At 73.7% G+C, this 26,659-nt stretch carries 27 protein-coding genes and 1 pseudogene; 21 read left to right on the plus strand and 7 right to left on the minus strand.

Features of this window, described 5'->3' with window-relative positions:
* Window positions 1-35 precede the first annotated feature (35 nt).
* The gene (locus ACIHAD_RS14580; RefSeq protein ID WP_397354895.1) at window positions 36-692 is read left to right on the plus strand and encodes a response regulator transcription factor; all 657 of its coding nucleotides are present in this window, start codon (window positions 36-38) and stop codon (window positions 690-692) included.
* Entirely contained in the window at window positions 689-1,831 is a 1,143-nt protein-coding gene (locus ACIHAD_RS14585; RefSeq protein WP_397354896.1) for a sensor histidine kinase, read from the plus strand. Before ACIHAD_RS14580 ends, ACIHAD_RS14585 begins: the two co-directional genes overlap by 4 nt.
* Here the strand turns inward: ACIHAD_RS14585 and ACIHAD_RS14590 are convergent.
* Both ACIHAD_RS14590 and ACIHAD_RS14595 read right to left on the minus strand, forming a co-directional pair.
* A complete protein-coding gene (locus ACIHAD_RS14590; RefSeq protein WP_397354897.1) occupies window positions 1,816-4,641 on the minus strand; it encodes an NACHT domain-containing protein in 2,826 nt (941 codons plus the stop codon). The two genes, ACIHAD_RS14585 and ACIHAD_RS14590, sit on opposite strands and share 16 nt — an antisense overlap.
* A 74-nt stretch (window positions 4,642-4,715) precedes the next feature.
* On the minus strand, window positions 4,716-6,581 hold the full coding sequence (locus ACIHAD_RS14595) for a propionyl-CoA synthetase (protein ID WP_397354898.1): 1,866 nt from the start codon (window positions 6,579-6,581) through the stop codon (window positions 4,716-4,718).
* Between the two features lie 57 nt (window positions 6,582-6,638).
* On the opposite strand from ACIHAD_RS14595, the gene ACIHAD_RS14600 reads away from it, so the two are divergent.
* From ACIHAD_RS14600 to ACIHAD_RS14610, 3 genes and pseudogenes are all read left to right on the plus strand, one after another.
* A complete protein-coding gene (locus ACIHAD_RS14600) occupies window positions 6,639-7,277 on the plus strand; it encodes a DNA polymerase beta superfamily protein (RefSeq protein ID WP_397354899.1) in 639 nt (212 codons plus the stop codon).
* Window positions 7,278-7,342: 65 nt separating this feature from the next.
* Window positions 7,343-7,453 (plus strand): annotated as a pseudogene (locus ACIHAD_RS14605) (DNA polymerase beta superfamily protein); the annotation flags it as partial.
* 73 nt (window positions 7,454-7,526) lie between these two features.
* The gene (locus ACIHAD_RS14610) at window positions 7,527-7,808 is read left to right on the plus strand and encodes a hypothetical protein (protein WP_397355390.1); all 282 of its coding nucleotides are present in this window, start codon (window positions 7,527-7,529) and stop codon (window positions 7,806-7,808) included.
* A gap of 31 nt (window positions 7,809-7,839) precedes the next feature.
* Here the strand turns inward: ACIHAD_RS14610 and ACIHAD_RS14615 are convergent, their stop codons facing one another.
* Window positions 7,840-8,775, minus strand: a complete 936-nt coding sequence (locus ACIHAD_RS14615; RefSeq protein WP_397354900.1) for a GNAT family N-acetyltransferase — start codon at window positions 8,773-8,775, stop codon at window positions 7,840-7,842.
* A gap of 241 nt (window positions 8,776-9,016) precedes the next feature.
* On the opposite strand from ACIHAD_RS14615, the gene ACIHAD_RS14620 reads away from it, so the two are divergent.
* Together ACIHAD_RS14620 and ACIHAD_RS14625 are read left to right on the plus strand one after the other, a co-directional pair.
* Window positions 9,017-10,006, plus strand: coding sequence for a hypothetical protein (locus ACIHAD_RS14620; protein ID WP_397354901.1), 990 nt, complete (start codon window positions 9,017-9,019; stop codon window positions 10,004-10,006).
* 50 nt (window positions 10,007-10,056) lie between these two features.
* The gene (locus tag ACIHAD_RS14625) at window positions 10,057-10,572 is read left to right on the plus strand and encodes a hypothetical protein (RefSeq protein ID WP_397354903.1); all 516 of its coding nucleotides are present in this window, start codon (window positions 10,057-10,059) and stop codon (window positions 10,570-10,572) included.
* 45 nt (window positions 10,573-10,617) lie between these two features.
* Here ACIHAD_RS14625 and ACIHAD_RS14630 read toward each other — a convergent pair whose 3' ends face one another.
* The gene (locus ACIHAD_RS14630; RefSeq protein ID WP_397354904.1) at window positions 10,618-11,412 is read right to left on the minus strand and encodes a class I SAM-dependent methyltransferase; all 795 of its coding nucleotides are present in this window, start codon (window positions 11,410-11,412) and stop codon (window positions 10,618-10,620) included.
* 152 nt (window positions 11,413-11,564) lie between these two features.
* Here ACIHAD_RS14630 and def point away from each other — a divergent pair, with 152 nt between their 5' ends.
* The 5 genes from def to ACIHAD_RS14655 all read left to right on the plus strand — a co-directional run bounded on the left by def (window position 11,565) and on the right by ACIHAD_RS14655 (window position 15,051).
* Window positions 11,565-12,104: a peptide deformylase gene (gene def, locus ACIHAD_RS14635; protein WP_397354905.1), complete on the plus strand. Its 540-nt coding sequence runs from the start codon at window positions 11,565-11,567 to the stop codon at window positions 12,102-12,104.
* 7 nt (window positions 12,105-12,111) lie between these two features.
* The gene (locus tag ACIHAD_RS14640; RefSeq protein ID WP_397354906.1) at window positions 12,112-12,744 is read left to right on the plus strand and encodes a helix-turn-helix domain-containing protein; all 633 of its coding nucleotides are present in this window, start codon (window positions 12,112-12,114) and stop codon (window positions 12,742-12,744) included.
* A complete protein-coding gene (locus tag ACIHAD_RS14645) occupies window positions 12,737-14,158 on the plus strand; it encodes a pyridoxal phosphate-dependent decarboxylase family protein (RefSeq protein ID WP_397354907.1) in 1,422 nt (473 codons plus the stop codon). Before ACIHAD_RS14640 ends, ACIHAD_RS14645 begins: the two co-directional genes overlap by 8 nt.
* Before the next feature lie 116 nt (window positions 14,159-14,274).
* Window positions 14,275-14,691 carry a CBS domain-containing protein gene (locus ACIHAD_RS14650; protein ID WP_397354908.1) on the plus strand — a complete coding sequence of 139 codons (417 nt, stop codon included), beginning with the start codon at window positions 14,275-14,277 and terminating at the stop codon, window positions 14,689-14,691.
* Window positions 14,692-14,700: 9 nt separating this feature from the next.
* Window positions 14,701-15,051 carry an MmcQ/YjbR family DNA-binding protein gene (locus ACIHAD_RS14655; protein WP_397354909.1) on the plus strand — a complete coding sequence of 117 codons (351 nt, stop codon included), beginning with the start codon at window positions 14,701-14,703 and terminating at the stop codon, window positions 15,049-15,051.
* 7 nt (window positions 15,052-15,058) lie between these two features.
* Here ACIHAD_RS14655 and ACIHAD_RS14660 read toward each other — a convergent pair whose 3' ends face one another.
* Window positions 15,059-15,913: a hypothetical protein gene (locus ACIHAD_RS14660; RefSeq protein WP_397354910.1), complete on the minus strand. Its 855-nt coding sequence runs from the start codon at window positions 15,911-15,913 to the stop codon at window positions 15,059-15,061.
* Between the two features lie 108 nt (window positions 15,914-16,021).
* Here ACIHAD_RS14660 and ACIHAD_RS14665 point away from each other — a divergent pair, with 108 nt between their 5' ends.
* From ACIHAD_RS14665 to ptsP, 8 genes are read left to right on the plus strand one after another with little or no spacing between them, the layout of a single operon-like run.
* A complete protein-coding gene (locus tag ACIHAD_RS14665) occupies window positions 16,022-16,783 on the plus strand; it encodes a DeoR/GlpR family DNA-binding transcription regulator (RefSeq protein ID WP_397354911.1) in 762 nt (253 codons plus the stop codon).
* On the plus strand, window positions 16,780-17,763 hold the full coding sequence (gene pfkB, locus ACIHAD_RS14670; protein ID WP_397354912.1) for a 1-phosphofructokinase: 984 nt from the start codon (window positions 16,780-16,782) through the stop codon (window positions 17,761-17,763). The genes ACIHAD_RS14665 and pfkB overlap by 4 nt, the downstream gene beginning before the upstream one ends.
* A 32-nt stretch (window positions 17,764-17,795) precedes the next feature.
* Entirely contained in the window at window positions 17,796-18,971 is a 1,176-nt protein-coding gene (mtlA, locus tag ACIHAD_RS14675) for a mannitol-specific PTS transporter subunit IIC (protein WP_397354913.1), read from the plus strand.
* 3 nt (window positions 18,972-18,974) lie between these two features.
* Window positions 18,975-19,283: a PTS lactose transporter subunit IIB gene (locus ACIHAD_RS14680; RefSeq protein WP_397354914.1), complete on the plus strand. Its 309-nt coding sequence runs from the start codon at window positions 18,975-18,977 to the stop codon at window positions 19,281-19,283.
* Entirely contained in the window at window positions 19,276-19,701 is a 426-nt protein-coding gene (locus tag ACIHAD_RS14685) for a PTS sugar transporter subunit IIA (protein WP_397354915.1), read from the plus strand. Before ACIHAD_RS14680 ends, ACIHAD_RS14685 begins: the two co-directional genes overlap by 8 nt.
* The gene (locus tag ACIHAD_RS14690; protein ID WP_397354916.1) at window positions 19,698-20,702 is read left to right on the plus strand and encodes a zinc-dependent dehydrogenase; all 1,005 of its coding nucleotides are present in this window, start codon (window positions 19,698-19,700) and stop codon (window positions 20,700-20,702) included. The genes ACIHAD_RS14685 and ACIHAD_RS14690 overlap by 4 nt, the downstream gene beginning before the upstream one ends.
* An 11-nt stretch (window positions 20,703-20,713) precedes the next feature.
* A complete protein-coding gene (locus ACIHAD_RS14695) occupies window positions 20,714-21,070 on the plus strand; it encodes an HPr family phosphocarrier protein (RefSeq protein ID WP_397354917.1) in 357 nt (118 codons plus the stop codon).
* Window positions 21,063-22,673: a phosphoenolpyruvate--protein phosphotransferase gene (ptsP, locus tag ACIHAD_RS14700; RefSeq protein ID WP_397354918.1), complete on the plus strand. Its 1,611-nt coding sequence runs from the start codon at window positions 21,063-21,065 to the stop codon at window positions 22,671-22,673. Before ACIHAD_RS14695 ends, ptsP begins: the two co-directional genes overlap by 8 nt.
* Here the strand turns inward: ptsP and ACIHAD_RS14705 are convergent.
* Both ACIHAD_RS14705 and ACIHAD_RS14710 read right to left on the minus strand, forming a co-directional pair.
* Window positions 22,642-25,146 (minus strand): ATP-dependent Clp protease ATP-binding subunit, encoded by a 2,505-nt coding sequence (locus tag ACIHAD_RS14705; protein WP_397354919.1) that lies wholly within the window; start codon window positions 25,144-25,146, stop codon window positions 22,642-22,644. The two genes, ptsP and ACIHAD_RS14705, sit on opposite strands and share 32 nt — an antisense overlap.
* A gap of 96 nt (window positions 25,147-25,242) precedes the next feature.
* Window positions 25,243-25,887 (minus strand): SDR family oxidoreductase, encoded by a 645-nt coding sequence (locus tag ACIHAD_RS14710; RefSeq protein ID WP_397354921.1) that lies wholly within the window; start codon window positions 25,885-25,887, stop codon window positions 25,243-25,245.
* A gap of 24 nt (window positions 25,888-25,911) precedes the next feature.
* Between ACIHAD_RS14710 and ACIHAD_RS14715 the strand changes: the two genes are divergently transcribed.
* Entirely contained in the window at window positions 25,912-26,604 is a 693-nt protein-coding gene (locus ACIHAD_RS14715) for an HAD family hydrolase (RefSeq protein ID WP_397355374.1), read from the plus strand.
* Window positions 26,605-26,659: the final 55 nt, after the last annotated feature.

Below are 26,659 nucleotides of genomic sequence, written 5' to 3' on the forward strand. Positions count from 1 at the left end.
CTTGCGGCATTCATGATCTTTCTTGGGGGCTACAGGTGCGGGTTTTGATCGCCGAGGACGAGCGCATGCTCGCCGACTCGATCGCCGAGGGGTTACGGGGCGAGGCGCTCGCCGTCGACGTCGCCTACGACGGGGAGGCGGCGCTGGAACGGCTCGGCGTGCACGACTACGACGTGCTGATCCTCGACAGGGACCTGCCGGGAGTGCACGGCGACGAGGTGTGCCGGACGGTGGTGGAGCAGGATCGGCTGGTCAGGGTGCTCATGCTGACCGCGTCGGGGGACGTGCGGTCGCGGGTGGCGGGGCTGTCGCTGGGGGCCGACGACTACCTGACGAAGCCGTTCGCGTTCGAGGAGCTGGTGGCGCGGGTGCACGCGCTCGGGCGGCGCGCCCGCCGGGCCGACCCGCCGATGCTGGAGCGGGCGGGCGTGCGGCTGGACTGGGCGCACCGGCAGGTGTTCCGCGACGGCGTGTACGTCCCGCTGGCCCGCAAGGAGTTCGGCGTGCTGGCCGAGCTGCTGCGCGCCCAGGGCGCGGTGGTCTCGGCCGAGGACCTGCTGGAGAAGGTCTGGGACGAGCACATCGACCCGTTCACCAACACCGTGCGGACCACGATGATGAAGCTGCGCAAGAAGCTCGGCGAGCCCCAGGTGATCGAGACCGTCCCGGGATCGGGGTACCGCGTCCCATGACCGTACGCATGCGTTTCGCCCTGGCCTGCGCCGGGGTGTTCTTCTTCCTGGGCGCCCTGACGGTGACCGGGGTGTACTTCGTCGTCCGGTCGGAGCTGGAGTACCGGGCCGACCTGATCACCCCCGACTACATCCAGAACTACTACCGCTACGAGCGGCCGTACGAGGTCGCCCGCCGCAACGCGATGCGGGTGCGCTCGGCCTACCAGCGCGAGACGCTGGCCGGGGTGCGCACCCTGGGCGGGCTCATCGTGCTGGCCGCCACGGCCGCGGCGTTCGGGGCCGGCTGGCGGGCGGCGGGCTGGGTGCTGCGGCCGGTCAAGACGGTGACCGAGACCGCCCGCCGGGTCGCCCAGAGCCACGACCTGACCGAGCGCATCGGCTACGAGGGCCCGCGCGACGAGGTCAAGGAGCTGACCGAGATCTACGACACCATGCTGGGCCGGCTGGCGCGCTCGTTCGACGGACAGCGCCGGTTCGTCGCCAACGCCTCCCACGAGCTGCGCACCCCGCTGACGATCAACCGCACGCTGGTGGACGTGGCGGTGCGCCGTCCCGACGCCACCGACGACGTCAAGCGGCTCGGCGAGTCGCTGCTGCTGGTCAACACCCGGCACGAACGCCTCATCGACGGCCTGCTGGCCCTGGCCGAGGGCGAGCAGTCGGTGCTGGACCGGCGGCCCTTCGACCTGACCGACGTCGCCGAGCACGTGCTCGACCAGGCCGGCGAGGAGGCCGGCGAGCGGGAGGTGACGATCCACCGGCTGCTGGACTCGGCGCCGACGACGGGCGAGGCGGTGCTGGTCGAGCGGCTGGTGCAGAACCTGGTGGAGAACGCGATCCGGCACAACCACCCCAAGGGCGAGGTGTGGGTGACGACGCGGCGGCGGGCCGAGCAGGTCGAGCTGGTGGTGGCCAACACGGGGCTGCACGTCCCGCCGTACGAGATCGAGACGATCTTCCAGCCGTTCCGGCGGCTGCACGGCGACCGGCTGCGCTCGGAGCGGGGCAGCGGGCTCGGCCTGTCGATCGTCCGGGTCATCGCCGAGGCCCATCACGGCACGGTCACCGCCAGGCCGCGCGACGAGGGCGGCCTGACGATCACCGTGGAGCTGCCGGTGGATCAGTCGGCGCCCTGACGGATCTGCCAGAGCTCCTCCTCCGGCACGCCCGCCTTGACCAGTTGCTCCCAGGTGGCGACCCGCTCGGTCGGGTCGGCCAGCACCAGGCCCAGCAGCGGGCGCAGCTCGGCGTGGTCGGCGCCGTCCTCGCGCCACAGCGCGCCCAGCGCCCGGTGCACCGCCGGGGACCGCACGGCCGCGGTCTCCAGCAGCTCCCGCAGGACGGCCACCCGGTCGCGGAAGCGCAGGGCGCGCCCCTCCCCCACGGCGAGCATCAGCAGGTCGAGCAGCCTGCGGTGGCGGGGCGCGTGGCCGGTGGCGGCGGCGACGATCACGTCGCCCATGGCGGTGCCCTCGGTGCCGCCGAGAATCACCTCCTCCCGGCCCTGCCCGGCGACGCGGTGCGCCGACAGGGCGTTGACCAGGCCCGTCCAGCCCTCGTGCCCGAGCTGGCCCTTCCACAGGTGGCTGAAGGAGGCCCAGCGGCCCAGTGGGTCGGGGCCGCCCAGGATGTGGGAGACGGGGACGGGCTCCTGCGAGGCGGCCACGATGAGCAGCGCCAGGTTGGCCGAGTAGGCGGCCAGGCGGCGGGTGACGGGATGGCGTACGGGCTCGAAGCCGGTGAAGCAGCGGCGGCGGTGCTCGTGCAGGGACCGGCGCAGCAGCCCGGCCAGGTGGGCCACGCACCGGGCGCGTACGGCCGGCGGCACCTCGTCCAGCAGCTCCAGGATGAACCCGACCGTCGGCCCGCGCTCGGCCAGGCAGGAGAACGACGTGACCGCGTACAGCAGGTCGTCGTCCACGCTCTGGGCCAGGGCCGGCGGCTCGTCCCCGGCCAGGTGGCGGCGCCGGTCGAGGTCGCGCAGCGCGTACACGGTCAGCCAGGCCGTCAGGAACTCGCCGAAGGTGGAGTGGAGGAAGGAGTGGCCGTCCCGGCGGATGAAGAAGAAGCGATCGGTGGCCCGGCGGGCCCAGTCGACGGGCGGGCGCGGCTCGTCGGGCTCGTCGGGCTCGTCCTCGCCGCCTTCGCACAGGGCGGGCAGGTCGCGGCCCAGGTCCTCCTCGGTGATGACCTGGCGACCGCGGGCGAGCATGGACAGGGCGACCGTGCCGAGCAGGACGAGCTCGCTGTCGATCAGCACCCGTTGCGGGGTGGCGGTCTCGCGTTCGGTGAAGTCGCGCAGCAGCACCTCGTACAGGCGGGCGCGGCCGATCGGGCGGTGCTCGCGCTGCAGGGCGTTGCCGCCGGCGTCGTAGAGGGCGAGCAGCAGCAGGAGCAGCGGCTGCCTGGCCATCTCGCCCTGGGCCAGCGCGGTCGCCGCGGGCAGGGGTTTCAGGTCGCGCCGGGCCAGCAGGGCGCGGTTGGCCTGGTCCCAGATGTCCAGCCACTGGCGCACCTGGTCGTCCTCGAACGGCTGGAGCTGCAGCGCCAGCAGCCCGTCGGGGAACCTGATGCGGTCGGCCACCACGGTCCGGCTGGTCACGATCACCACGACGGGCCGCCCGAGCGCGGCCTCACGGCGCTGGAACTCCTGGACGTGCCCGAGGTAGTCGTAGCGGTTGACGCCGCCCTGCAGCAGCTCGTCGAAGCCGTCGAGCAGGATCATCGGCAGCGCGCCGTCGCCCGCGGCGACCAGGTCGGCGTAGGCGACCTCGTCCTCCAGCACGGCGGCGACGGCCTGCTCGATCTGCTCGGTGACCGGCGCGCGCGGCGAGACGCGCGGCAGCTCGACCCTGATCGGCAGGAACTCCGACCTGGCCAGGCGGGCGCCCAGCACCTCGGTCAGCTTGGACTTGCCCGAGCCCGGCTCGCCGAGGACCAGCAGGGGCGCCTGGGTGGCGCGCAGCGAGGTGAGGTGGCCGACGAGGAACGCCTCGGCGTCGGGCAGCAGGCGCTGGTCCCGCCACCAGCCCACGGAGGAGGGGTCGGACTCGCGGGTCAGCTCGGCGACCCGGCAGCGCGGGCTGAGATAACCCTCGCCGAGCAGCGGGAGCGAGACGTCCTCGGGGAGCTTGCCCGCGGCCAGCAGGGGCCGGTCGAGCGCGTTCGCGGCCATCCTGGCCCGGTGAATCATGGGACGGTCGCCGACCCGCGGCGGGGCCAGCTCGGCCAGCAGCCAGGCCACCCGCGACAGGCCGGTGCCCGGCGGCTGGCGGTCGGTGACCAGGCTGCGCACGCCGAACTCGTGGCTGTCCAGGGACAGCGAGCGGAAGTCCTCGTCGTAGATGCGCAGGGCGTGCGCGGGCGGCCCCTCGGCCAGCATGCGAGGTAACAGGAGCTGGTCGTCGACGGGCAGCTCGTCCCACACGCTGAGGCCGCCGACGAACCCGGCCATCGCCTCCGACATGCGCAGGTGGGCCCGCTCGACGGCCTGACGGGTCTCGGCCAAGGGCACGTGCGGTTCGGGGGTGGGCAGGCGTTCCATGAGGAGACCGGCCACCAGGCGGGCGAAACGCTCGGGGGTGGGCACGCCGTGGGAGATCTTGTCGGCCCGGTCGAGCTGCTCCAGGGTGAAGGGCAGCTTGGCCTCCCCGAGCGCCTCGAACCAGGCCGAGACGACGATCACGGCGTGCGCGGCGGCCAGGCGCTGGGTGCGGGTGTAACGGTCCACGCCGCCCTTCAGCTCGGGCATCCTGCGGATGACCTCCTCGCCGTAGCGCACGACGTCGGAACGCAGGTCGGCCAGGCCCATGGTGAGCAGCCCGCCCCCGGCCAGCGCCCATCCCGTACGGGCGGCGGCCGCGGCGAAGCCGACCACCTTGACGAGCCTGCCCTCCTTGCAGCCGAGCACCCGCAGGGCGTCGGCGTAACTCGGGGTCTCGATCATCAGCCTTCTCTCCGGGACGGGATGTCCCATCATGCGCCGGGCCGCGCCCCCGCGCCGCCCTGATGCACGCTCCGCTATGGGCCTTTCACGGCGTCGGCGATCTCCGGCAGCACGCCGGGGTCCTCGATGGTGGACGGCGTGGCGTACGGCCGCCCGTCGGCGATGTCGCGCATCGTGGCGCGCAGGATCTTGCCCGAGCGCGTCTTGGGCAGCCGGGCGACCACCACGGCCCGGCGGAAGGCGGCGACCGGCCCGACGTGCTCGCGCACCAGGGCGGTCAGCTCGCGCTCGACGTCGGCCGGGTCGCGGTCGGAGCCGGACTTGAGCACCACGAACCCGACCGGGAGCTGGCCCTTGAGCGCGTCGGCCACCCCGATCACGGCGCACTCGGCGACGTCGGGATGAGCGGCGATCACCTCTTCCATCGCGCCGGTGGACAGGCGGTGGCCGGCCACGTTGATCACGTCGTCGATGCGGCCCATGACGAAGAGGTAGCCGTCGGCGTCGATGTGGCCGCCGTCACCGGTCAGGTAGTGGCCGGGGTAGCGGGACAGGTAGGAGGCCGTGAAGCGCTCCTCGTCGCGGTAGAGGGTGGGCAGGCAGCCGGGCGGCAGCGGCAGCCGGACGGTGACCGCGCCGTCCACGCCGGGCGGGCACTCGCGGCCCTCGGGGTCGAGGACGCGCACGTCGTAGCCGGGGACGGGTTTCGTCGGCGAGCCCGGCTTGATCGGCAGGGTCTCGATGCCGACGCAGTTGGCCGCGACGGGCCAGCCGGTCTCGGTCTGCCACCAGTGGTCGATGACGGGGACGCCGAGCAGGTCGCTCGCCCAGTGGTAGGTGTCGGGGTCGAGTCGCTCGCCGGCGAGGAAGAGGTACCGCAGCCCGGACAGGTCCCACTTGTTGGCGAAGTTCCCGGTGGGGTCCTCCTTCTTGATGGCCCTGATCGCGGTGGGCGCGGTGAACAGCGTGCGCACGCCGTGCTGGGCGGTCACCCGCCAGAACGCGCCGGGGTCGGGCGTGCCGACCGGCTTGCCCTCGTACAGGACGGTCGTGCAGCCGGTCAGCAGCGGCGCGTACACGATGTAGGAGTGGCCGACGACCCAGCCGACGTCGGAGGCCGCCCAGAAGACCTCGCCGGGGGCGGCGCCGTAGACGTTGGTCATGCTCCAGCGCAGGGCGACCGCGTGGCCGCCGTTGTCGCGCACCACGCCCTTGGGCAGGCCGGTGGTGCCGGAGGTGTAGAGCACGTAGAGCGGGTCGGTGGCGGCCACGCTGACGCACCCGGCGGGCTCGGCGGCGCGTACGGACGCGTGCCAGTCGAGGTCGCGGCCCGGCGTGAGCTCGGCCGGGCACTGCGGGCGCTGCAGGATCACGCAGTGGGCGGGCCGGTGGGCCGCCTGGTCGAGGGCGGCGTCGAGCAGCGGCTTGTAGGCCACGATCCGGGCCGGCTCGATGCCGCAGGAGGCCGAGAGCACCACCTTGGGCTCGGCGTGCTCGACGCGCAGGGCCAGCTCCCTGGCCGCGAAGCCGCCGAACACCACCGAGTGCACCGCGCCGAGCCGCGCGCAGGCCAGCATCGCGACGACCGCCTCGGGCACCATCGGCATGTAGATCACGACGGTGTCGCCGGCCGTCACGCCGAGCGCCTTCAGCATGCCGGCCGTCCGCGCCACCTCGTCGAGCAGCTCGGCGTACGTGATCGAGCGGACCGTGCCGGTGACCGGGCTGTCGTGGATCAGCGCCGCCTGCCCGCCGCGTCCGGCCGCGACGTGCCGGTCGACCGCGTTGTGGCAGGTGTTGAGCCGTCCGTCGGGGAACCATCGGCTCCCGTCGGTGACCACGGCGGGCGCGACGTCCCAGTCGATGTCGCGTGCCGCCTCGGCCCAGAACTCCTCCGGGCGCCGGATGCTGCGCCGGTAAGCCTCGTCATAGCCGCCCACTTTTCGATCAGACCAGCCGTCGGCCCCCGAACGCAAGCCCCGTGGGAGGGTGTCCGGATGAATGACGATCTCATCCTGTCCGTCGTGACGGGCTCTCGGGCGTACGGGCTGGAGACCGAGGAGTCCGACACCGACCGGCGCGGCGTGTTCGTGGCCCCCACCGCGGACTTCTGGCGGCTGTCCAAGCCGCCCACCCACCGTGACGGGCCGCTGCCCGAGCAGTTCTCGTGGGAGGTGGAGCGCTTCTGCGGGCTGGCGCTGGAGGCCAACCCGACGGTGCTGGAGTGCCTGTGGTCGCCGATCGTGGAGGTCGAGACCCCGGCCGGGCGGCGGCTGCGCGAGCTGCGCGAGGCGTTCGTGTCGGGGCGGGCGCGGCAGACGTTCGCCGGGTACGCCGGTGACCAGTTCCGGCGTCTCGACCCGGGCGCGCCCAAGTGGAAGCAGGCCATGCACATGCTGCGGCTGCTGCTCAGCGGCCTGCACCTGGTCCGGCACGGCGAGCCGCTGGTGGAGGTCGGCCCGCACCGGGAGCGGCTGCTGGCGGTCAGGAGCGGCCGGGTGCCGTGGGCCGAGGTGGACGCCTGGCGGGCCGCGCTGGCGGCGGAGCTGGCCGCCACCCCCTGCGTCCTGCCGGAGCGGCCGGACCGCGAACGCGTGGAGGACTTCCTGGTGGGCGTGCGGAAGGAGCACCTGTGAACGCGCTGCCGTCCTGGCTGCCGGAGATCCCCGGCGAGCAGCCGTACCCGGTGGCGTTCGCCACGGTGAGCGGCGCCCACCTGTACGGCTTCCCGTCCGTGGACTCCGACGTGGACCTGCGCGGCGTGCACGTGCTGCCGGCCGAGGAGGTGGTCGGGCTGCGCGCCGGCCCGCAGACGCTCGACCGGACGTGGACGCGCGACGGCGTCGAGGTGGACCTGGTCACGCACGACCTGGCCAACCTTCCGGGTGCTGGCGACGGGCACCCACCTGATGCGCAGCGGGGAGCTGGAGGCCGACCTGACGCGGCTGCTGCCCTACGGGCCGCCGTACCTGCCGGAGCTGGTGGCGGCCAAGCGGGAGGCCGAGCACGGCGCGGCGCCGCGGGTGGCGGGCGTGGCCGACGACGTGGCGCGGATGACGGCCGCGCTGGAGGCGGCGCGCGAGGGCTCGGCGCTGCCCGAGCGGGCCGCCGCGGCCGACGCCCTGCACGACCTGGTCGTCCGGACGCGCCTGGCGGCCCGCCCCTGACGAGGTACGTCGTCAGGGACGGGCCGGAGGGTCAGGCGGCTCCTGGATCGGCCGACAGGACCAGCCGGATCGAGACGTTCTCGTACCCCGCGCGTTCGAACGCCCGCGCCATCGGGACGTTGCCCGCGTCGGTGTCGGCCATGATCCCCGGCACGCCGCGCTCGGCGTGGAAGCGGGTGATCTCGCCGAGCAGCTCGTCGACGAAGCCGCGGCCCCGGTGCGCGGGCACCACGCCGAGGTAGCCGACCACGGGCCCGGCGTCGTTGGCGGAGGGCAGGGCGACGCCGACCAGGTCGCCGCTCTCGTCGTAGGCCAGGCGCCACCAGGACCGCTCGCCCCGCATCGAGCGGTTGTCGCGCACGTCCTCGCGGGCCTGCTCCACCGGGTCCATGGTCATCAGGGCCTGGCGGGTGTGGAAGTCGAGGGTGCCCTCGGCGACCTGGCGGAAGGCCTCCACGAACACCTCGTCGTCGTCATCGCCGCGGAAGACCAGCCGGCCGGACGGCTCGGGCACGGGCGAGCCGGACGTCCAGGCGTAGCGCAGGCGTTCCAGCTCCTCGGTCAGCCCGGCGTGGCCGGCGGCCTCCCAGCGCCAGGCGACGGCCGCGGAGGTCTTCGGGTTCTCGCGCCAGCCGTTGGAGACGAAGACGTGGTACGCCGGCGCCTGGCCGAACGCGGCGTGCGCGTGACGCAGCAGCTCGGCGGCCAGGCTCACACGGTCCTCGACCGAGGGATGGACGTAGACGCAGTCGAGGGCAAGGGGCCGGTCGTCGCCTGCGAAGCCCCACCAGACGGCGCGGGCCAGGATCTCGCCGTTCTCCTCGGCGAGCCAGATGCGGTCGTACCGGTAGTTGCGGCTCTCCAGGAAGGAGAGCAGTCGTTCGGGATGGGCCCAGCTGATGGATTCGTCGACGACGCAGCTGAGCAGGCGGTCGAGGTCAGCCTCGGCCGCAGGGCGGAAATGCACGGTTCCTCCGAGAAATAGAAAGCGCCCTTACTTTGCCAAACATCTCAGCGCCTCCTTTCTCCCGACATTTCGCAGCACTCTAGCCCATGTCGTCCTTCGGCCGCCTCCCCTTTTCCGGACGCGATCTTCCCCTCGTGGCCGGAGGACGACGTGAGTACGCTGGACCGCGTCCAGTTTCCGGCGTTTTCCGATCCGGCGGGACGATTCCGATCCAGCGGACGATGAGGACAGGATGGGCTCCGTGAGGTCCTACGACGACGACACGCTGCCGCTGCAACCGCCGATCCGGCTTCCGGACGCCGCCACCCTGGCCTCCGCGGTCCGCGCCGCGCCGCTCTCGCACGAACTGAAGGCGCTGCTCGACAGGGACGACGAGCGCCGGGGCGGGCACGAGGACGGGCACGAGGACGGCGTCGGCGACGACGCCCGGGTGCTGGAGGCGTGGGCGCGGCTGTGCCGGGCGCGGCTGGCCGCCGACCAGCGGCTGCTGCTGGAGCTCATCCGCATGTTCCTGTCCAGGGAGCCGGTCGCCGGCCGGGTGCCCCGGACGCTGACCGATCTGGGGCTGGTGCGGCAGGCGGAGCCGTACACGCTGAGCTGGCTCGGGTTGTGGGTGGCGCGGCTGATCATCGCCGAGACCGCCGGGCAGGAGATCCCCGTCATGGGGACGCTCGCCGGCGCCGACGCCGCCACGCTGCTGCACGGCCTGCGCTCCTACCCCGAGGCCGAGCGGAGCGAGGAGCTGGCGGGCTGGCTGGACGGCCGCGACCGCGAGCGGGCCGCCGCCGAGATCGCCGGGGCGCTGGCCGGCGTGAGCCCGCTGAGCAGGGCGGTCGGCGTGGAGCTGCTGTCGTCGGGCCTCGGCGAGGAGGGCCGCCGGGCGCTGGGCGGGCTGCTGGAGGAGCCGCGGCTGGGCGCGGTGGTCGCGGCCAGGACGGGCCGTGAGGAACGCCGGCCCTCGCCCGACGAGATCGCCTGGGTGCTGGTGGACATGGCGGCGGCGCTGCTGGAGTTCGGCGGCGGCGAGGCGGGCGAGGTGATCGAGTCGATCGCCATGGGGATGGACGCGGAGGAGCAGGCGGGCACGATCGCGATCCTGGCCTTCGGCGACCACCCGTGGACGGGCCGGGTGCTGCGGGTCATCATCGACCACCACCCGGACGAACGCGTCACGGCGGCCGCCCGCAAGGCCCTTCGCCGCCTGCACGGCCTCGCCGACGCCCGCGGCTGACGGGACGCGGGCCCGCGGAGGGGACGGCCGGGGCCGGTAGAGTCGGCTCGATGACGAAGCATACGATCTCGCCGCAGAGCGGCATCCTGGGTGACGGCTTCGGCTGCGACTGCGGCGCGGTGCTGGCCGGCCGGATGACGGCCGAGCTGCACGCCGCCGAGAACGGCCGGTGCTCGGCCTGTCTCGGCTCGGCGGTGGAGCAGGTGGCCCCCGACCTGACGCGGGGCTGCACGGTGTGCGCGGCGACCGGGGGCCGTAAGGAGCAGATCACCTGGCAGCTCGCCCGCACCGAGGCCGAGGAGCTGATCACGATGACCGTGGTGCGCGGCATCGTGGCGGGGCTCGACGGGCCGTTCCACCTGTCGGAGATCGCCGACACGGTGCGGGCCGGGTTCGGGCTGCCCGCCGGGCGGCTGCCGGTGGGGCCGCGGGTGCGCGACCTGCTGCTGCAGCTCCAGGCCGCGGGCGAGATCGCCATGTTGTCGGCCCCCGACGAGCTGGTGGGCACCGACCAGGTGCTCTACCGCGACCCCCAGTGGCAGCGCACCCGCACCCTCGGCCTCTGACCTGACGCCCCCGCCCGTCGGGTGAGGGGCGGGCCGTTCGGCGGGTCAGGGACGGCAGAGGATCTCGCCGTGCAGGACCGAGAGCCAGGCGTCGTCGGCGGCGGCCCACTCCAGCCAGCCGTCGGCCATGCGCCGCAGGTCCGACTCGGTGGCCGCGCCCGTGGCGAGCGCCTGCCGGGCCATGGCCGACCGCCGGACGCGATCGGCCCACATGCCGCCCCACCACGCGCGGTCGTCGGGGGTGGCGAAGCACCAGGTGGAGGAGGTGGCGGTGACGTCCTGGAAGCCGGCGGCGCGGGCCCAGGACAGCAGGCGCCGTCCGGCGTCCGGCTCGCCGCCGTTCTCGCGGGCGAGCCGCTGGTAGAGGGCCATCCAGTCGTCCAGGGCGGGCAGGCGCGGGTACCAGGCGAAGGCCGCGTAGTCGCTGTCCCTGACCGCGACGTACCCTCCCGGCTTGGTCACCCGGCGCATCTCGCGCAGCGCCCGCACCGGGTCGCCCACGTGCTGGAGCACCTGGTGGGCGTGGACCACGCAGAAGGTGTCGTCGGGGAAGTCGAGGGCGTGCGCGTCGGCGACGGCGAAGTCCACGTTGTCCAGCCCTCGCGCGGCGATCTCGGCCCTGGCCAGCGCCAGCGCCTCCTCGGTCACCTCCGACGCGGTCACGTGGGCCACCCGCGCGGCCAGGTCCGCGGTGATCGTGCCGGGGCCGCTGCCCACGTCGAGGACCTTCATCACGGGCTTGAGGTGCGGCAGCAGGTACGCGGCCGAGTTCTCCGCGGTGCGCCACCGGTGCGAGCGCAGGACGGACTCGTGATGCCCATGGGTGTAGACGGCGTCCATCGAAAGACTCCTTCACGACGATGTGTACTCCGCACCCTAGCGGGCGTCTCATTTTTTGAGAGGATATGTCTTGCCACATGAGACGGAATCGATCGTCCGGCGCCGCTCATAGACTGGTCACGGCAAAGTGCGGTCAAAAGGAAGGCGTGGTCGTGGGAGAGGTCCAGCCGATCGTGCACGTGGGCGATCCGGTGCTGCATCATCCGTGCGAGCCGGTCACCCGGTTCGACGGCGAGCTGGCGGCGCTGGTCGACGACATGTTCGCGAGCATGTACGCGGCCGAGGGCGTGGGCCTGGCCGCCAACCAGATCGGCGTGCCGCTGCGCGTGTTCGTCTACGACTGCCCCGACGCCGAGGGCGTCCAGCACAAGGGCGTCGTGGTCAACCCCACCCTGGAGCTGCCCGGCCTCGGCGAGCGCCGCCTCGACCCCGACGAGGAGGGCTGCCTGTCGGTCCCCGGCCAGTTCGCCCCGCTCCCCCGCCCCGACCACGCCGCCGTCCACGGCTTCGACGCCGAGGGGAGGCCCGTCACGGTCGAGGGCACCGGCCTGCTGGCCCGCTGCCTCCAGCACGAGACCGACCACCTCGACGGCTACCTGTACATCGACCGCCTGCCGGCCAAACGCCGCAAGCAGGTGCTGGCAGGCTACGAGCAGACCAAGGCCGCTAAAGAGGATATTTCTCCGCTATAGTGGAGATATGCAAGGTGAAGGCGTCCTGTCCAGCGGCCTGTCCCTGGCCGAGCTGGGCGGGCGCATCCGCGCCGAGCGGCGCGGGCGCGGGCTGTCCGTCGAGCGCCTGGCCGAGCTGAGCGGCATCAGCCGGAGCATGGTCTCCGACGTCGAGCGCGGCGCCAAGTCGCCGACCGTGCTGGTGCTCGACCGCCTGGCCACGGCCCTCGGCACGTCGATCTCCCGGCTCCTCGACGAACCGGCGCACGAGGCCGTGCGCGTGCTGCGGCACGACCGGCAGCGGGTGCTGCGCGACCCGTCGGGCTGGGAGCGGCGGGTGTTGTCGCCGGTGCTGGCCGACGTGGAGTTCGAGTTCATGCGGACCACGATCGGCCCCGGCGTGGACGCGGGCGAGTTCGCGCCGCACGCCCGGGGCTCGCGCGAGTACCTGGCCGTCGAGCGCGGCACGCTGCGCCTGACGATCGACGACCGCCCGTACGAGCTGGAGGCCGGCGACTCGGCCTCCTACCCCGGCGACCACAGGCACGCCTACGCCAACGACGGGACCGCCGACTGTGTCTTCTACCTGGCCATGGAGCTGGGCGGCGGCCACCACGAGACCTGGTACCACGAGACCCGGAGGGAATCCCCGCATGGATGAGCTGCGCCGCGCCGGCGTCAGGGCGGCCGAGATCGCGGCCGGCCACCTGGAGGGCGTCCCGGCCGGGCCGGTCTGGCGTCCGGTGCCCGCCGCCGAGCGCGCCTGGCTGGCCGAGCTGCCGCTGCCCGCCGCCGGGCGCCCCCTGGACGCGCTGCTCGACGACGTGCGCGCCCACGTGCTGCCGTACCCGATGGGCAACGGGCACCCGCGCTTCTTCGGCTGGGTCAACTCGCCGCCTTCCCCCGCGGGCGTGGTGGTCGAGCCGCTGGCCGCCGCGCTCAACCCGAGCTGCGCGGGCGGCGACCACGCGGGCCCCCTGCTGGAGCGTACGGTGGTGCGCTGGCTGGCCGAGCTGGTCGGCTTCCCCCATCCGCCCGGCGGCGGCCTGCTGACCAGCGGCGCGTCGATGGCCACGATCGTCTGCCTGGCCACGGCCCGGCAGCGGACCGCGCTCGCCGACGGCTGGGACGCCCGCGAGGAGGGCCTGTACGGCCGCCCGCCCATGGTCCTGTACGTCACCGAGGAGGGGCACAGCTGCCTGCACAAGGCGGCCCAGCTCCTCGGCCTCGGCGCCCGCAACGTCCGCAAAGTGCCGGTGGACGCCTCCTTCCGCATGGACGTCGCCGCGCTGCGCACGATGATCGCCGACGACCTGGCGGCAGGGCTGCGGCCGTTCTGCGTTGCGGGCAGCGCGGGCACCGTCAACTCCGGCGCGGTCGACCCGCTCGACGCCATCGCCGACGTGGCCGCCGAGCACGGGCTCTGGTTCCACGTGGACGGCGCCTACGGCGCGCTCGGCGTGCTCGACGCGCGTTCTGCGCCCGCCTACGCGGGGCTGGACCGGGCCGACTCGCTGGCCCTCGACCCGCACAAGTGGCTCGGCGTGCCGGTCGGCTGCGGCTGCGCGCTGCTGCGCGACCCGGCCGCCGCGCGGGCCGCCTTCAGCCTGGTGCCGTCGTACCTGGTCGACGACAGCGCCGACGACCTGGGCTGGTTCGCCGAGTACGGGCCCGAGCAGACCCGGCCGTTCCGGGCGCTGAAGACCTGGGCGACGATGTCGTACCTGGGCAGGGAGGGGGTCACGCGCCTGGTCGAGCACACCAGCGGGCTGGCGCGCACGCTCGCCGCCATGGTCGGGCAGGCTCCGGACTTCGAGCTGCTCGCGCCGGTCGCCACCTCCATCACGGCCTTCCGCCACACGCCCGCGACAGACGCACCCGGCGGACCCGGCGGGCTCGACGCGCTCAACCGGGCCCTGCCGGGCGCGGTCCAGGCACGCGGCAACGCCTTCCTCACCGGCACCCGCCTCGGCGGCCGGGACGCGCTGCGGGCCTGCTTCCTGCACCCGGACACCACCGAGGACGACCTCGCGATCCTGCTGGAGGAGATCCGCCTGGCGGCGAAGACGCTCTGAGGCCCGGTAAAGGTGTCCTCCACGGACGTACCGGACACGCATGGGATCCGACAAAGCCCTGTGAGTGATTCACCGGCCCGGGTAGGCAGCCGGGACGTGAGCAATCAGGAGGACCCATGGCAGAAACCGTGGCAGACGTGATGACTTCCCACCCGGCGACGGTCGAGTGCGACCAGCCGGTGTCGGCCGCCGCGGCGCTCATGCGCGACAACGACGCGGGAGCGGTGATCGTCAACGAGAACGGGCGCATGAAGGGCATCGTCACCGACCGGGACATCACGATCCGCGTGGTGGCCGACGAGCGGGGGCCGGACACTCCGGTCAGGGAGGCGTGCAGCCCGTGGGTCGAGGCGGTCGGGCCCGACACGAGCATCGACCAGGCCGTGCAGATCATGCGCTCGCACGCCGTACGCCGCCTCCCGGTCGTCGAGGACGGGCGTCCCGTCGGCATCGTGAGCCTGGGCGACCTGGCGGTGGAGCGGGACCCGGACTCCGCGCTCGCCGACATCTCGGCCGCGGAGGGCAACCGCTAACGTGGCCGTGTGGTCACAGTCGAGGACGTCCGGCGCTTCGCGCACACCCTCCCGCGCTCGTCCGAGCACCTGATCCGGGACCGGGTCAAGTTCCGCGTGGGAAAGATCGTCTACGTGGCGTTCTCGCGGGACGAGACGCTGATGGGCTTCGGGTTCCCCAAGGAGGAACGCGAGGCCCTGGTGGCGGCCGAGCCCGGCACGTTCCTGATGCCCGGCGAGTCCGACCTGCGCTTCAACTGGGTGGTCGCCCGCATGGACGCCCTCGACGCGGCGGAGATGCGGGAGCTGGTGCTGGAGGCGTGGCGCATGTGCGTGCCCAAGAAGGTCCGCCTGGAACAGCAACTCCAGACCGGTCCCTGAGCGCCGGCTACGACACCGAGCGGTAGAGCGCGGCGGTCAGGTCGGTGACGCGCTTGACCGAACCGCTCCACCCGCTGCCCGCCGGGTGGGCGGTGAGCACCGCCATGACCAGGCGGTCGCCGGTGCCGGCCAGGCCCGTCGTGTGCAGCACGGGCCGCCCGTAGTCGGGCACGCCCGAGCCGGTTGCGCGCCGCGCGATCCACGAGACGGGCGCGGCCAGGGCCTTGGGGTCGCACTTGCCGGGCGGCGTCGTGCCGAACCCCGACCAGCCCTGCTTGACCGCCCACGGCCGCGGCACCGCGCGCGGGATGCCGAAGGTCTGGTCGAAGCCGTCGCTGCCGCACGGCGTGGAGGCGCGCAGGTGGCCGAGGACGAGGTCGCGCACCCGGGCGTCGGCGGTGTCGAGCAGGTAGCGGTAGGTCCTGACGACGTCGTACGCGCTGAGCGAGGTGTAGCCCCAGAAGCCGGGCTTGGCGGCGGGCGGCGGGGTGGTGTCGGACAGGCCGAGCCTGCGCGCCGTCCGGACGATGATCTGTCCCTTGCCGCCGCGGTCCCAGAACGCCGAGGCCGCGTCGTCGTCGCTGGAGCGCAGCATGATCTGCAGCAGCCGGGCGTCGGCCGCCGGCACGCTCTTGCGCCGTTCCAGGTAGTCGATCGCGATGAGGATCTTGACGACCGACGCCGAGCGGAACTTGCGGTGGGCGTTCCGGAGGGCGACGATCTTGCCCGCCTTCCTGTCGAACACCACCCAGGCCGCCGTGGTGCCCGCGGGCACGCGGATCGGCCGGGCGACGGCGGCGTGGGCGGGCGTGGCCAGGGCGACGACGGGGACGACCGCCGCCGCGGCGGCCAGGGGCTTCATTCGCACCCGCCTATAACTACCAGATTGCGCCGTCCACCTCTTGACCGTCCTACGAAAGCGGGTATAAACACAGAGGAAACCAAACAGAAACGGCGGTGAACCAACATCATGTACGCCGAGGAGCGGCAGCAGGAGATCCTCCGCAGGGCGCGGGCCGCGGGCCGCGTCGACGTGGTGACGCTGGCCGCCGAGCTCGACGTGACCACCGAGACGATCCGCCGCGACCTGACCGCGCTGGAGCGGGCGGGCGTGCTGCGCCGGGTGCACGGCGGCGCGATCCCCGTGGAACGGCTGGGCTTCGAGCCCGCGCTCGCCGCCCGCGACGAGGTGATGACCGCGGAGAAGGAGCGCATCGCCAAGGCGGCCCTGGCCGAGCTGCCGGAGGACGGCTCGGTCATCATCGACGCCGGCACCACCACGGGCCGCCTGGTCCAGGCGCTGCCCGCTGACCGCGAGCTCACCGTGATCGTGAACTCGCCGCCGCTGGCCACCGTCCTGGCCTCGCGGTCCAATCTGCAGGTGATCGTGCTGGGCGGCCGGCTGCGCGGCAAGACGCTGGCCACGGTCGACGACTGGGCGCTGCGCCCGCTGGCGCACCTCAACGTCGACGTCGCCTTCATGGGCACCAACGGCTGCTCGCCCGACCGGGGCCTGACCACGCCCGACCCGGCCGAGGCGGCGATCAAGCGGGCCATGGTCCGGGCCGCGCAGCGCAGCGTGCTGCTGGCCGACCACACCAAGTTCGGCAACACCTACCTGGCCACGTTCGCCGAGCTGGGCGAGATCGACGTGGTGATCACCGACGCCGGGCTCGACCCCGCCCTGGCCGCCGACGTCGCCGCCGCCGGGCCGGAGGTGATCCGCGCGTGATCCTCACGCTGACGCTCAACCCGAGCCTCGACCGCACGATCGAGATCGCCGCCCTGGCCAGGGGCGCGGTGATCCGCGCCGCGCGGGCCCGGCTCGATCCGGGCGGCAAGGGCGTCAACGTCTCCCGGGCGCTGCTGGCCAACGGCGTCGCCGCCCGCGCCGTGGTGCCCTTCGCCGGGGACGAGGGCGCGCAGCTCGTCCGCCTGCTGGCCGCCGAGGGTCTGGACATGGTCACCGTCCCCGTGGCGGGCACGACCCGGTCCAACGTCACGCTCGCCGAGCCCGACGGCACGGTCACCAAGATCAACGAGCCGGGCCCGGCGCTGTCGGCGGCCGAGCTGGACACGATCGCCGAGACCGTGCTGGCCGCGGCGCACGAGGCGGACTGGGTGGTGGCCTCGGGCAGCCTGCCGCCCGGGGTGCCCGCCGACGTCTACGCCCGGCTGTGCCGCCGCTTCGCCGCCGCGGGGCTCCACGTCGCCGTGGACACCAGCGGCCCGGCCCTGGCCCGCGCGCTCGGGGCCGGTCCGGCCCTGGTCAAGCCCAACCTCGACGAGCTGGCCGCGGTGACCGGCGTGCCGCTCGTCCGGGTCGGCGACGTGGTCGAGGCGGCGGCCGAGCTGCGCGCCGCGGGCGCCCGTACGGTGCTGGCCAGCCTCGGCGCCGACGGCGCCGTCCTGGTCGAGGACGGCGGCGTCTGGTACGGCGAGGCCGCGGTCACCGGGCCGCGCAGCTCCGTCGGCGCCGGAGACGCCATGCTGGCCGGGTTCCTGGCCGCGGGCGGGCACGGCGTCCCCGCCCTGGCCGAGGCGCTGGCCTGGGGCGCGGCGGCGGTACGGCTGCCCGGCAGCAGGATGCCCGGCCCCGCCGACATCGACCGCGCCGGGGTGCGGACGGGTATCCCCGACCCGGCCCGGCCCCTCACCCTCCCGCACGCGCCGCCCGTCCCGGAGCCGGTCGCCCCCGCATCGCACGGCTGATCCACTGCTCATCCCCCCGAAGGAGCACGTCCATGGCCGACAGCTACACCCCTCCGGTCCACGGCACCGGAGTCAAGGCCACCATCCAGCGCTTAGGCGGCCACCTGGCCGGGATGATCATGCCGAACATCGGCGCGTTCATCGCCTGGGGCCTGATCACCGCGCTGTTCATCCCCACCGGCTGGCTGCCGAACAAGGAACTGGCCGCGCTGGTCGATCCGGTCATCAAGTCCCTGCTGCCGATCCTCATCGCCTACACCGGCGGCCGTATGGTCCACGGGCAGCGCGGCGCGGTCGTCGGCGCGGTGGCGGCGATGGGCGTGGTCGTGGGCTCGGACATCCCGATGTTCCTCGGCGCGATGATCGTCGGCCCGCTCGCCGCCGTAATCCTGCAATATGTGGACAAGTTCACCGAGCAGCGGACCAGGGCCGGGTTCGAGATGCTCGTGGACAACTTCACCGCCGGCATCGTGGGCGCCGCGATGGCCGTGGCCGGGGTGCTGGGCATCGGGCCGGTCGTCCGCGTCGTCACCGACGCGGCGGGCGGCGCGGTCGAGTGGCTGATCACCAACAACCTGCTGCCGGTGGCCTCGGTGCTGATCGAGCCGGCCAAGGTGCTGTTCCTGAACAACGCGGTCAACCACGGCGTGCTGGGGCCGCTGGGGGTGGCCGAGGCGGTGCGGCAGGGCAAGTCGATCCTGTTCATGCTGGAGTCGAACCCGGGGCCTGGGCTCGGGCTGCTGGTGGCGTACCTGCTGTTCGGGCCGCGTCCGCTGCGGCCGAGCACGCCCGCCGCGATGATCATCCACTTCTTCGGCGGCATCCACGAGATCTACTTCCCGTACGTGCTGATGAAGCCGCGGCTCATCCTGGCCGTCATCGCGGGCGGGGCGGCCGGCGTGTTCACCTTCATGATCACCGGCGCGGGCCTGGTCGCCACGCCCTCGCCGGGCAGCATCTTCGCCTACCTCGCGGTGACGCCGCGCGGCGGCTGGCTCGGCTCGCTCGCCGGGATCGCGGTGGCCACGGCCGTGTCGTTCGCCGTCGCCGCCGTGCTGCTGGGCTTCGGCCGGGGCGAGAAGGACGAGGAGCCGGACGCCCCGGGCCCGCAGGACGCCGTCGCGGACCCGGCGACCCCTGAGCCCGCGAGCACCGAGCCTGTCAGGACCGAACCTGTCAGGACCGAACCCGTCAGCAAGGAGGCGTGAGCCGTGGCCGGCATCGACAGCAAGGACATCCACAAGATCGTCGTGGCCTGCGACGCGGGCATGGGCAGCAGCGTCATGCTCGCCTCCCAGCTCCGCAAGCAGCTCAAGGAGAGCGGCGTCACCGTCGAGCACACCCCGGTGAACTCCATCCCCGGCGACGCCGACGTCGTCGTGTGCCACTCCGGGCTGGCCGCCAGGGCCAGGGCCGCCGCGCCGGGCAAGGCGCTGGTGTCCTTCCAGGTCTTCCTCGGCGACCCGGCGGTGACCAGGCTGGTGAACACCATCAGGAACGGCGGCACCGTCGATGCGTGAGGGCCTGCTCGACCCGCGGGCGATCCTGCTGCACGAGAGCGCGGCCTCGCGGGAGGAGGCCGTCCGCAGGTGCGGGCGGGTGCTGGTGGACGTGGGGGCGGTCGCGGCGCCGTACGTCGAGGCGATGCTCGAACGCGAGCGCACGATCTCCACCTACGTCGGCGAGGAGGTGGCCATCCCGCACGGCACGGCCGCCTCCAAGCAGGACGTCGCGCGCGACGCGATCTGCGTCGTGCGCTTCCCCGGCGGGATCGACTGGGACGGCGAGCGGGTCACGCTGTGCGTGGGCATCGCCGCCGCCGGAGACGGGCACGTGCCGCTGCTGGCGGCGCTGGCCGAGATCCTGCTCGACCCCGACCGGGCACGGGCGTTGCGCGAGGCGGCGGAGCCGGCCCAGGTGCTGAAGGAGCTCACGTGAAGGTGGCCAGGTTCCACGCCCCGGGCGACATCAGGATCGAGGACGCGCCGGAGCCGGAGGCCGGGCCGGGCGAGCTGAAGATCCGGGTGCGCAACTGCTCGACCTGCGGCACCGACGCCAAGATCTTCCGGTACGGCCACCACCACATCAGGCCGCCGCGCGTGATGGGCCACGAGATCGCCGGCGAGGTCGTGGGCACCGGGGCGCGGGTGCAGGTGATCGCCGCCATCCCGTGCGGGACGTGCGCGGAGTGCCGCCGGGGCCGCCTGACCGTCTGCGCGGACCAGGAGTCGATGGGCTACCACTACGACGGCGGTTTCGCCGAGTACCTGGTCGTCCCGGCCAAGGTGCCGGCCGTGAAGGGGGTCAACACGATTCCCGACGGTGTCGGGTTCGCCGAGGCGTCGGTGGCCGAGCCGCTGGCCTGCGTGCTCAACGGCCAGTCGCTGGCCGGGGTGGGCGCGGGCGACGACGTGGTGGTGATGGGCGCGGGCCCGATCGGCTGCCTGCACGTACGGCTGGCGCGGGCGCGCGGCGCGTCGCGGGTCTTCCTCGTGGACGTCAACGCCGAGCGGCTGGCGATGGCGGCCGACCTGGTGCGTCCCGACGCAGTGATCGACTCCGACGCCGTCGGGCAGGTGCTCAAGCTGACCGGCGGCCGCGGCGCCGACGTCGTGATCACGGCGGCGGCCTCCGGCGCGGCCCAGGAGCAGGCGGTCCGGATGGCCGCCCGGCAGGGGCGCGTGAGCTTCTTCGGCGGGCTGCCGAAGGACGACCCGGTCATCGCGCTCGACTCCAACCTGGTCCACTACCGGGAGCTGACCATCGTGGGCGCGAACGGCTCCAGCCCCGCGCACAACGCCGAGGCCCTGCGCCTGGTGGCCGAGGGCGCCGTCGTGGTGTCCGACCTGATCACGCACCGGCTGCCGCTGCCCCGGGTGCTCGACGGGATCGACCTCGTCAGCACGGGCAAGGCCATCAAGGTGACGATAGAACCCTGAGGAGGTTCGGGATGGCGAGTCGAACAGTGGCCGTGGCCTCCGCCAGCGGCCTGCACGCGCGTCCGGCGAAGGTGTTCGTGCGGGAGGCGGCCCGGCTCGGGGTGCCGGTGCGGGTGCGGCTCGGGGAGAAGTCGGTGCCGGCCGGCAGCATGCTGGGGGTGCTGTCACTGGGCGCGGTACGCGGCACGGTGGTGACGCTGGAGGCCGACGGCGCGGGGGCCGAGGAGGCGCTGGACACGCTGGCCGCCCTCCTGGCGCGCGACCTCGACGCTCCTGACGTCCCCGGCGCGACGGGCGTGACCGGCGCGACCGGAGGCCCTGAGGCCGGTGCGGCCGCGGCGGAGGCCGGTGGGGCGCTCGATGCCTGAGGCGACGCTGAAGGGGCTGGGGGTCAGCCGGGGCCGGGCCGCCGGGCCCGTGGTGCGGATGGCGGCCCCGCCCGTGCTGCCCGCCCCCCGCCGGGTGACCGACCCGGGCGCCGAGACGGCCGCCGCCGCCGAGGCCCTGGACGCCCTCGCCGCCGACCTCGGACGCCGCGCCGCCCACGCCACCGCCGAAGGGGCCGAGATCCTGGAGGCGCTGGCCATGATGGCCGCCGACCCGGTGCTGCGCGAGCAGGCCGAGGCGCACGTGCGCGACGACGGCCTGGACGCCGCCCACGCCCTGGACGCCGCCTTCACCGCGCACCGGGAGGCCCTGGCCGCGCTGGGCGGCTACCTCGCCGAACGGGCCGCCGACCTCGACGACCTCAGGTCCCGCGCGGTGGCCGCCGCCCTGGGCGTGCCCATGCCGGGCGTCCCCGACCCCGGGCACCCGTTCGTGCTGGTGGCCGAGGATTTGTCCCCCGCCGACACCGCCGGACTGGGCCCGCGGGTGCTGGCGCTGGTCACCGAGCGCGGCGGGCCCACCAGCCACACCGCGATCCTGGCCCGCGGCCGCGGCCTGCCCGCCGTCGTGGCCTGCGCGGGCGTCCTGGACGTCCCCGACGGGACGGTGATCGGCGTGGACGGCTTCACCGGCGAGGTCACGGTCGGCCTCACCGGCGAGGAGTCCGACCGGGTGCAGGAGTCCGACCGGCGCGAGCGGGCCAGGCTGGCGGCGAGCACCGGCCCCGGCAGGACCGCCGACGGCCACCCGGTGAGGCTGCTGCACAACATCGGCTCGGCCGCGGACCTGCGTCCGGGCGCGGAGGGCGTGGGCCTGTTCCGCACCGAGTTCCTGTTCCTCGACCGCAGGCAACCGCCCTCCCACGAGGAACAGGTGGCCGCCTACGCGGAGGTGTTCGCCGGGGCGGGGCCGGTGACCGTCCGCACCCTCGACGCCGGCACCGACAAGCCGCTGCCCTTCCTCGGCCTGCCGCCCGAGCCCAACCCGGCGCTGGGCGTGCGCGGCCTGCGCGTCGACCGCGTGCTGCCCGGCGTCCTGGACGCCCAGCTCGACGCCATCGCCGAGGCCGCCCGCGCCACGGGCGCCGACGTGCGGGTGATGGCCCCGATGGTGACCACCGTGCGCGAGGCGGCCGACTTCGCCCGCCGCGTCCGCGAGCGCGGCCTGGCCCGCGCGGGCGTGATGGTCGAGGTGCCCGCCGCCGCCCTCCAGGCCGACGAGCTGCTGGCCGAGGTGGACTTCCTCAGCGTCGGCACCAACGACCTGGCCCAGTACACCTTCGCCGCCGACCGGCAGCATCCCGGCCTGTCCGACCTGCTCGACCCGGCCCAGCCCGCCCTGCTGCGGCTGGTCGGCATGTGCGCCGAGGCCGGGCTGCGGGCGGGCAAGCCGGTCGGGGTGTGCGGCGAGGCCGCCGGGGATCCGGCGGTCGCGCCGCTGCTGGTGGGGCTCGGGGTGTCGAGCCTGTCGATGGCCCCGGTGTGCGTGCCCGTCGTCCGCGAGGCGCTGGCGGCCCTCACCCTGGAGGAGTGCCGCGAACGCGCCCGCGTGCTCAGCCGACCGGCTCCGGGTTGTGGGCCCTGAGCCGGAGCTCGTCGCCCTCGACGTCCACGGTGACCTTGCCGCCCTCGCCCACCTCGCCGGTCAGCAGCATCGTGGACAGGCGGTTGTCCAGTTCCCGCTGCACGGTGCGGCGCAGCGGGCGGGCGCCGAACTCGGGCTGGTAGCCGCGCCGGACCAGCCAGTCCTTGGCCTCGTCGCTGACCTCCAGGGTGACGTCCTGGCCGCGCAGCCGCCCGCGGGTGCGCTCCAGCAGCAGGTCCACGATCTGGCGAAGCTGCTCGCGTTCCAGCCGCTTGAAGACGATCACCTCGTCGATGCGGTTGAGCAGCTCGGGGCGCAGGGAGTGGCGCAGCAGGTCCATGAGCTGGTCCTGGAGCCGCGGGGAGTCGCCTTCGGCGTCCAGGATGAGCTGGGCGCCGATGTTGCTGGTCATGATGACGATGGTGTTGGTGAAGTCGACCGTGCGGCCCTGGCCGTCGGTCAGGCGGCCGTCGTCGAGCATCTGGAGCAGGATGTTCATGACGTCGGGGTGGGCCTTCTCGATCTCGTCGAGCAGGATGACGCCGTGCGGGCGGCGGCGTACGGCCTCGGTGAGCTGACCGGCCTCCTCGTAGCCGACGTACCCGGGGGGCGCGCCGATCAGGCGCGAGACGGTGTGCCGCTCCTGGAACTCGCTCATGTCGATGCGCACCATGTGGTCCTCGCCGCCGAACAGCGCGGCGGCCAGGGCCCTGGCCAGCTCGGTCTTGCCGACGCCGGTCGGGCCGAGGAACAGGAAGCTGCCGATGGGCCGGTTCGGGTCCGACAGGCCCGCCCTGGCCCTGCGGACCGCCTCGGCGATGGCGACGACGGCCTCGTCCTGGCCGATCACCCGCTCGTGCAGGTGCTCCTCCAGCCGCATCAGGCGCTCGCGCTCCTGCTCGGTGAGCTGGGTGACGGGGATGCCGGTACGCCGGGAGACGACCTCGGCGATGTCCTCCACCATGACCTGCGGGACGGCGTCGTGGCCCCGCCGGGCGCGGTCCAGCTCGGGGCGGAGCTTGTCGATCTGGACCGTGAGCTCCTTGGCCCGGTCGAAGTCGTCGGAGGTGACCGCCTGGTCCTTGTCGCGGCGCAGCGCGTCGAGGCGTTCCTCCAGCTCGCGCACGTCGCTGCCGGGGGTGCGCGAGCGCAGCCGGACCCGGGCCGAGGCCTGGTCCATCAGGTCGATGGCCTTGTCGGGCAGGAAGCGGTCGGAGATGTAGCGGGCCGAGAGGTTGGCGGCGGCGTCCAGGGCCTCGTCGGTGATGCGCACCTGGTGGTGGGCCTCGTACGCGTCGCGCAGCCCGGCCAGGATCTCGACCGTCTGCTCGACGGTGGGCTCGCTGACCAGGATGGGCTGGAAGCGGCGTTCGAGGGCGGCGTCCTTCTCGATGTTCTTGCGGTACTCGTCGATGGTGGTGGCGGCGATGACGTGCAGCTCGCCGCGGGCCAGGGCGGGCTTGAGGATGTTGGCCGCGTCCATGCCGCCCTCGGCCGAGCCGGCGCCGACCAGGGTGTGCACCTCGTCGATGAAGACGATGGTCTCGTCGGCGTGCGCGCGCACCTCGTCGATGACCTTCTTGATGCGCTCCTCGAACTCGCCCCGGTACTTCGACCCGGCGACCATGCCGGTCAGGTCGAGCGCGACGACGCGGCGGTCCTTGAGCGTGTCGGGCACGCTGCCGTTGACGATGCGCTGGGCGATGCCCTCGACGATGGCGGTCTTGCCGACGCCGGGCTCGCCGATCAGGCACGGGTTGTTCTTGGTGCGGCGCGAGAGCACCTCGATGGCCTGCTCGATCTCGTCCTCGCGGCCGACGACCGGGTCGATCCTGCCCTGCCTGGCCTCCTCGGTCAGGTCGCGGCCGTACTCGTCGAGCGCGGGGGTGTCGGTGGGCTGCCGCCCGTCGCCGTGCTGCTGGCGGGTCGCGCCGGACATGATGGCCTGCTGCAGCTCGTTGGCCGAGACGCCCTGCTCCTGGAGCAGGCGGGCGGCGCCGGAGTCGGGGTTGGCGGCCACGGCGAGCAGCAGGTGCTCGGGGCCGATGTAGGACGACTGGAGGGCGCGCGAGATGCGCTGGGCGTCCAGGATGGCGCGTTTGGCCGCCGGGGTGAGCGTGGTCGGCGGCTCGGCGGCCGTGCCGGGCCCGGTCAGGGCGTCGATGCGGTCGCGCAGCCGGCCGAGGTCGATGCCCGCCGACTGCATCAGCGGGCGGGTGGCGTCGGACTCGGTCAGCGCGTCGAGGAGGTCGAGGACGTCCATGTCCGGCGCGCCGCGCTGCCCGGCCACCTCCAGCGCCCGGCTGAGCACCTCCCTGGCCGAGGCGCTGAGCAGCTTGCCCACGTCGACCCGCTGCACGCTGGGACGCGACGGCGGCCAGCCTTCCATCCCGCCGAACACCCGCCCGGTGAGCTCCTCGAACCCCCTGAACGGATCTCCCCCGAAGAACGACCTGAACGGCATGTCGGACATTTGATCTCCCCCTAGTGCATCAGGGGGACATCTAGCCGAAGAAGCCGCAAGTCATAGCCAGCAATCGGCAAAGGGGACGCATTACTCAGTGGCGATTCACTCAGTGGCGATGAGATCGATGACGGGGGTGTCGCCCGAGACGAGCTCCAGCGTGCGATGGGCGGTGCCCGGGTTCTCCAGCAGCGCGAGGACGACGGCGGCCACGTCGTCGCGGGGCACCGAGCCGGGCGGCACCTCGGGGGCCAGCCGGACCAGGCCCGTGCCGGGCTCGTCGGTCAGGCGGCCGGGGCGCAGGATCGTCCAGGCCAGGCCGTCGCGGGCGCGCAGGTCGTCCTCGGCGGCGGTCTTGGCCTCGATGTAGGCGGCCCAGACGTCGTCGCTGCCCGGCGCGGGCGGACGGCCGGCGCCCATGGAGGAGATCTGGATGAAGCGCCGCACGCCCGCGCGCTCGGCGGCGTCGGCCATCAGGACGGACGCGGCGCGGTCGACGGTGTCCTTGCGGGCCGCGCCGCTGCCGGGGCCCGCGCCGGCCGCGAAGATCACGGCGTCGCCGCCGCGCAGGATCTCCGTCACCTCGTCGGCCGTGGCCTTCTCCAGGTCGCACAGCACGGCCTCGGCCCCCGTGGCCGCGACGTCGGCCACGTGCGCGGGGTTGCGCACCAGGCCGACCGCGCCGGACCCGAGCCGTTCGGCCAGCCTCGACGCGATCTTCCCGTGCCCACCCGCGATGATGATCCGCATGCCTCCCATGGTGTCATGGACGTCATGACCGACTTCCCGCAGGCCCCTACGCCCGCGTTCCTGTTCGACCTGGACGGCACCCTGATCGACAGCGTCTACCAGCACGTCATCGCCTGGCGGCAGGCGCTGTCCGGGATGGGGATCGACCTGTCGGTGTGGCGCATCCACCGGCGCATCGGGATGAGCGGCGGCCTGTTCGTCAGCGCGCTGCTGCGCGAGACCGGGCTGAAGCTGACCCAGGAGCAGATCGACGAGCTGCAGGTCACCCACGCCGAGGCGTACGAGCAGCAGGTGGAGTCGGTCCGGCCGCTGCCGGGGGCCGCCGAGCTGCTCGGCGAGCTGAGCGCGCGCGGCGTCCCGTGGGCCATCGCGACCAGCGGCTACGCCCGAACCGCGCGGCTCGCGCTGGGCATGCTCGGCCTGCCGGAGGACACCCCGATGGTCACCCGCGACCTGGTGCGGCGGGCCAAGCCGGACCCGGATCTGTTCCTGGCCGGTGCGGCGCTCGTCCAGGTGGACCCGCTGCATGCGATGGTGGTGGGCGACAGCGTCTGGGACCTGCTCGCCGCCCGCCGGGCGGGCGCGCTCGGCATCGGGCTGCTGTCCGGTGGATATGGCCGGGACGAGCTCGAACGCGCCGGAGCCTTCCGCGTGTACGCCGATCCGGCGGACATGCTCGACCGGCTGGACGAGCTCGGCGTGCGCTCCCCCTCCTGAGCGAAGGGGGAATATCTCGCCGAACCTCCCAGCTTGATCGTGCGTATCCCCCACA

It is taken from the genome of Nonomuraea sp. NPDC052265 (assembly GCF_044547985.1).
Taxonomy (GTDB): domain Bacteria; phylum Actinomycetota; class Actinomycetes; order Streptosporangiales; family Streptosporangiaceae; genus Nonomuraea.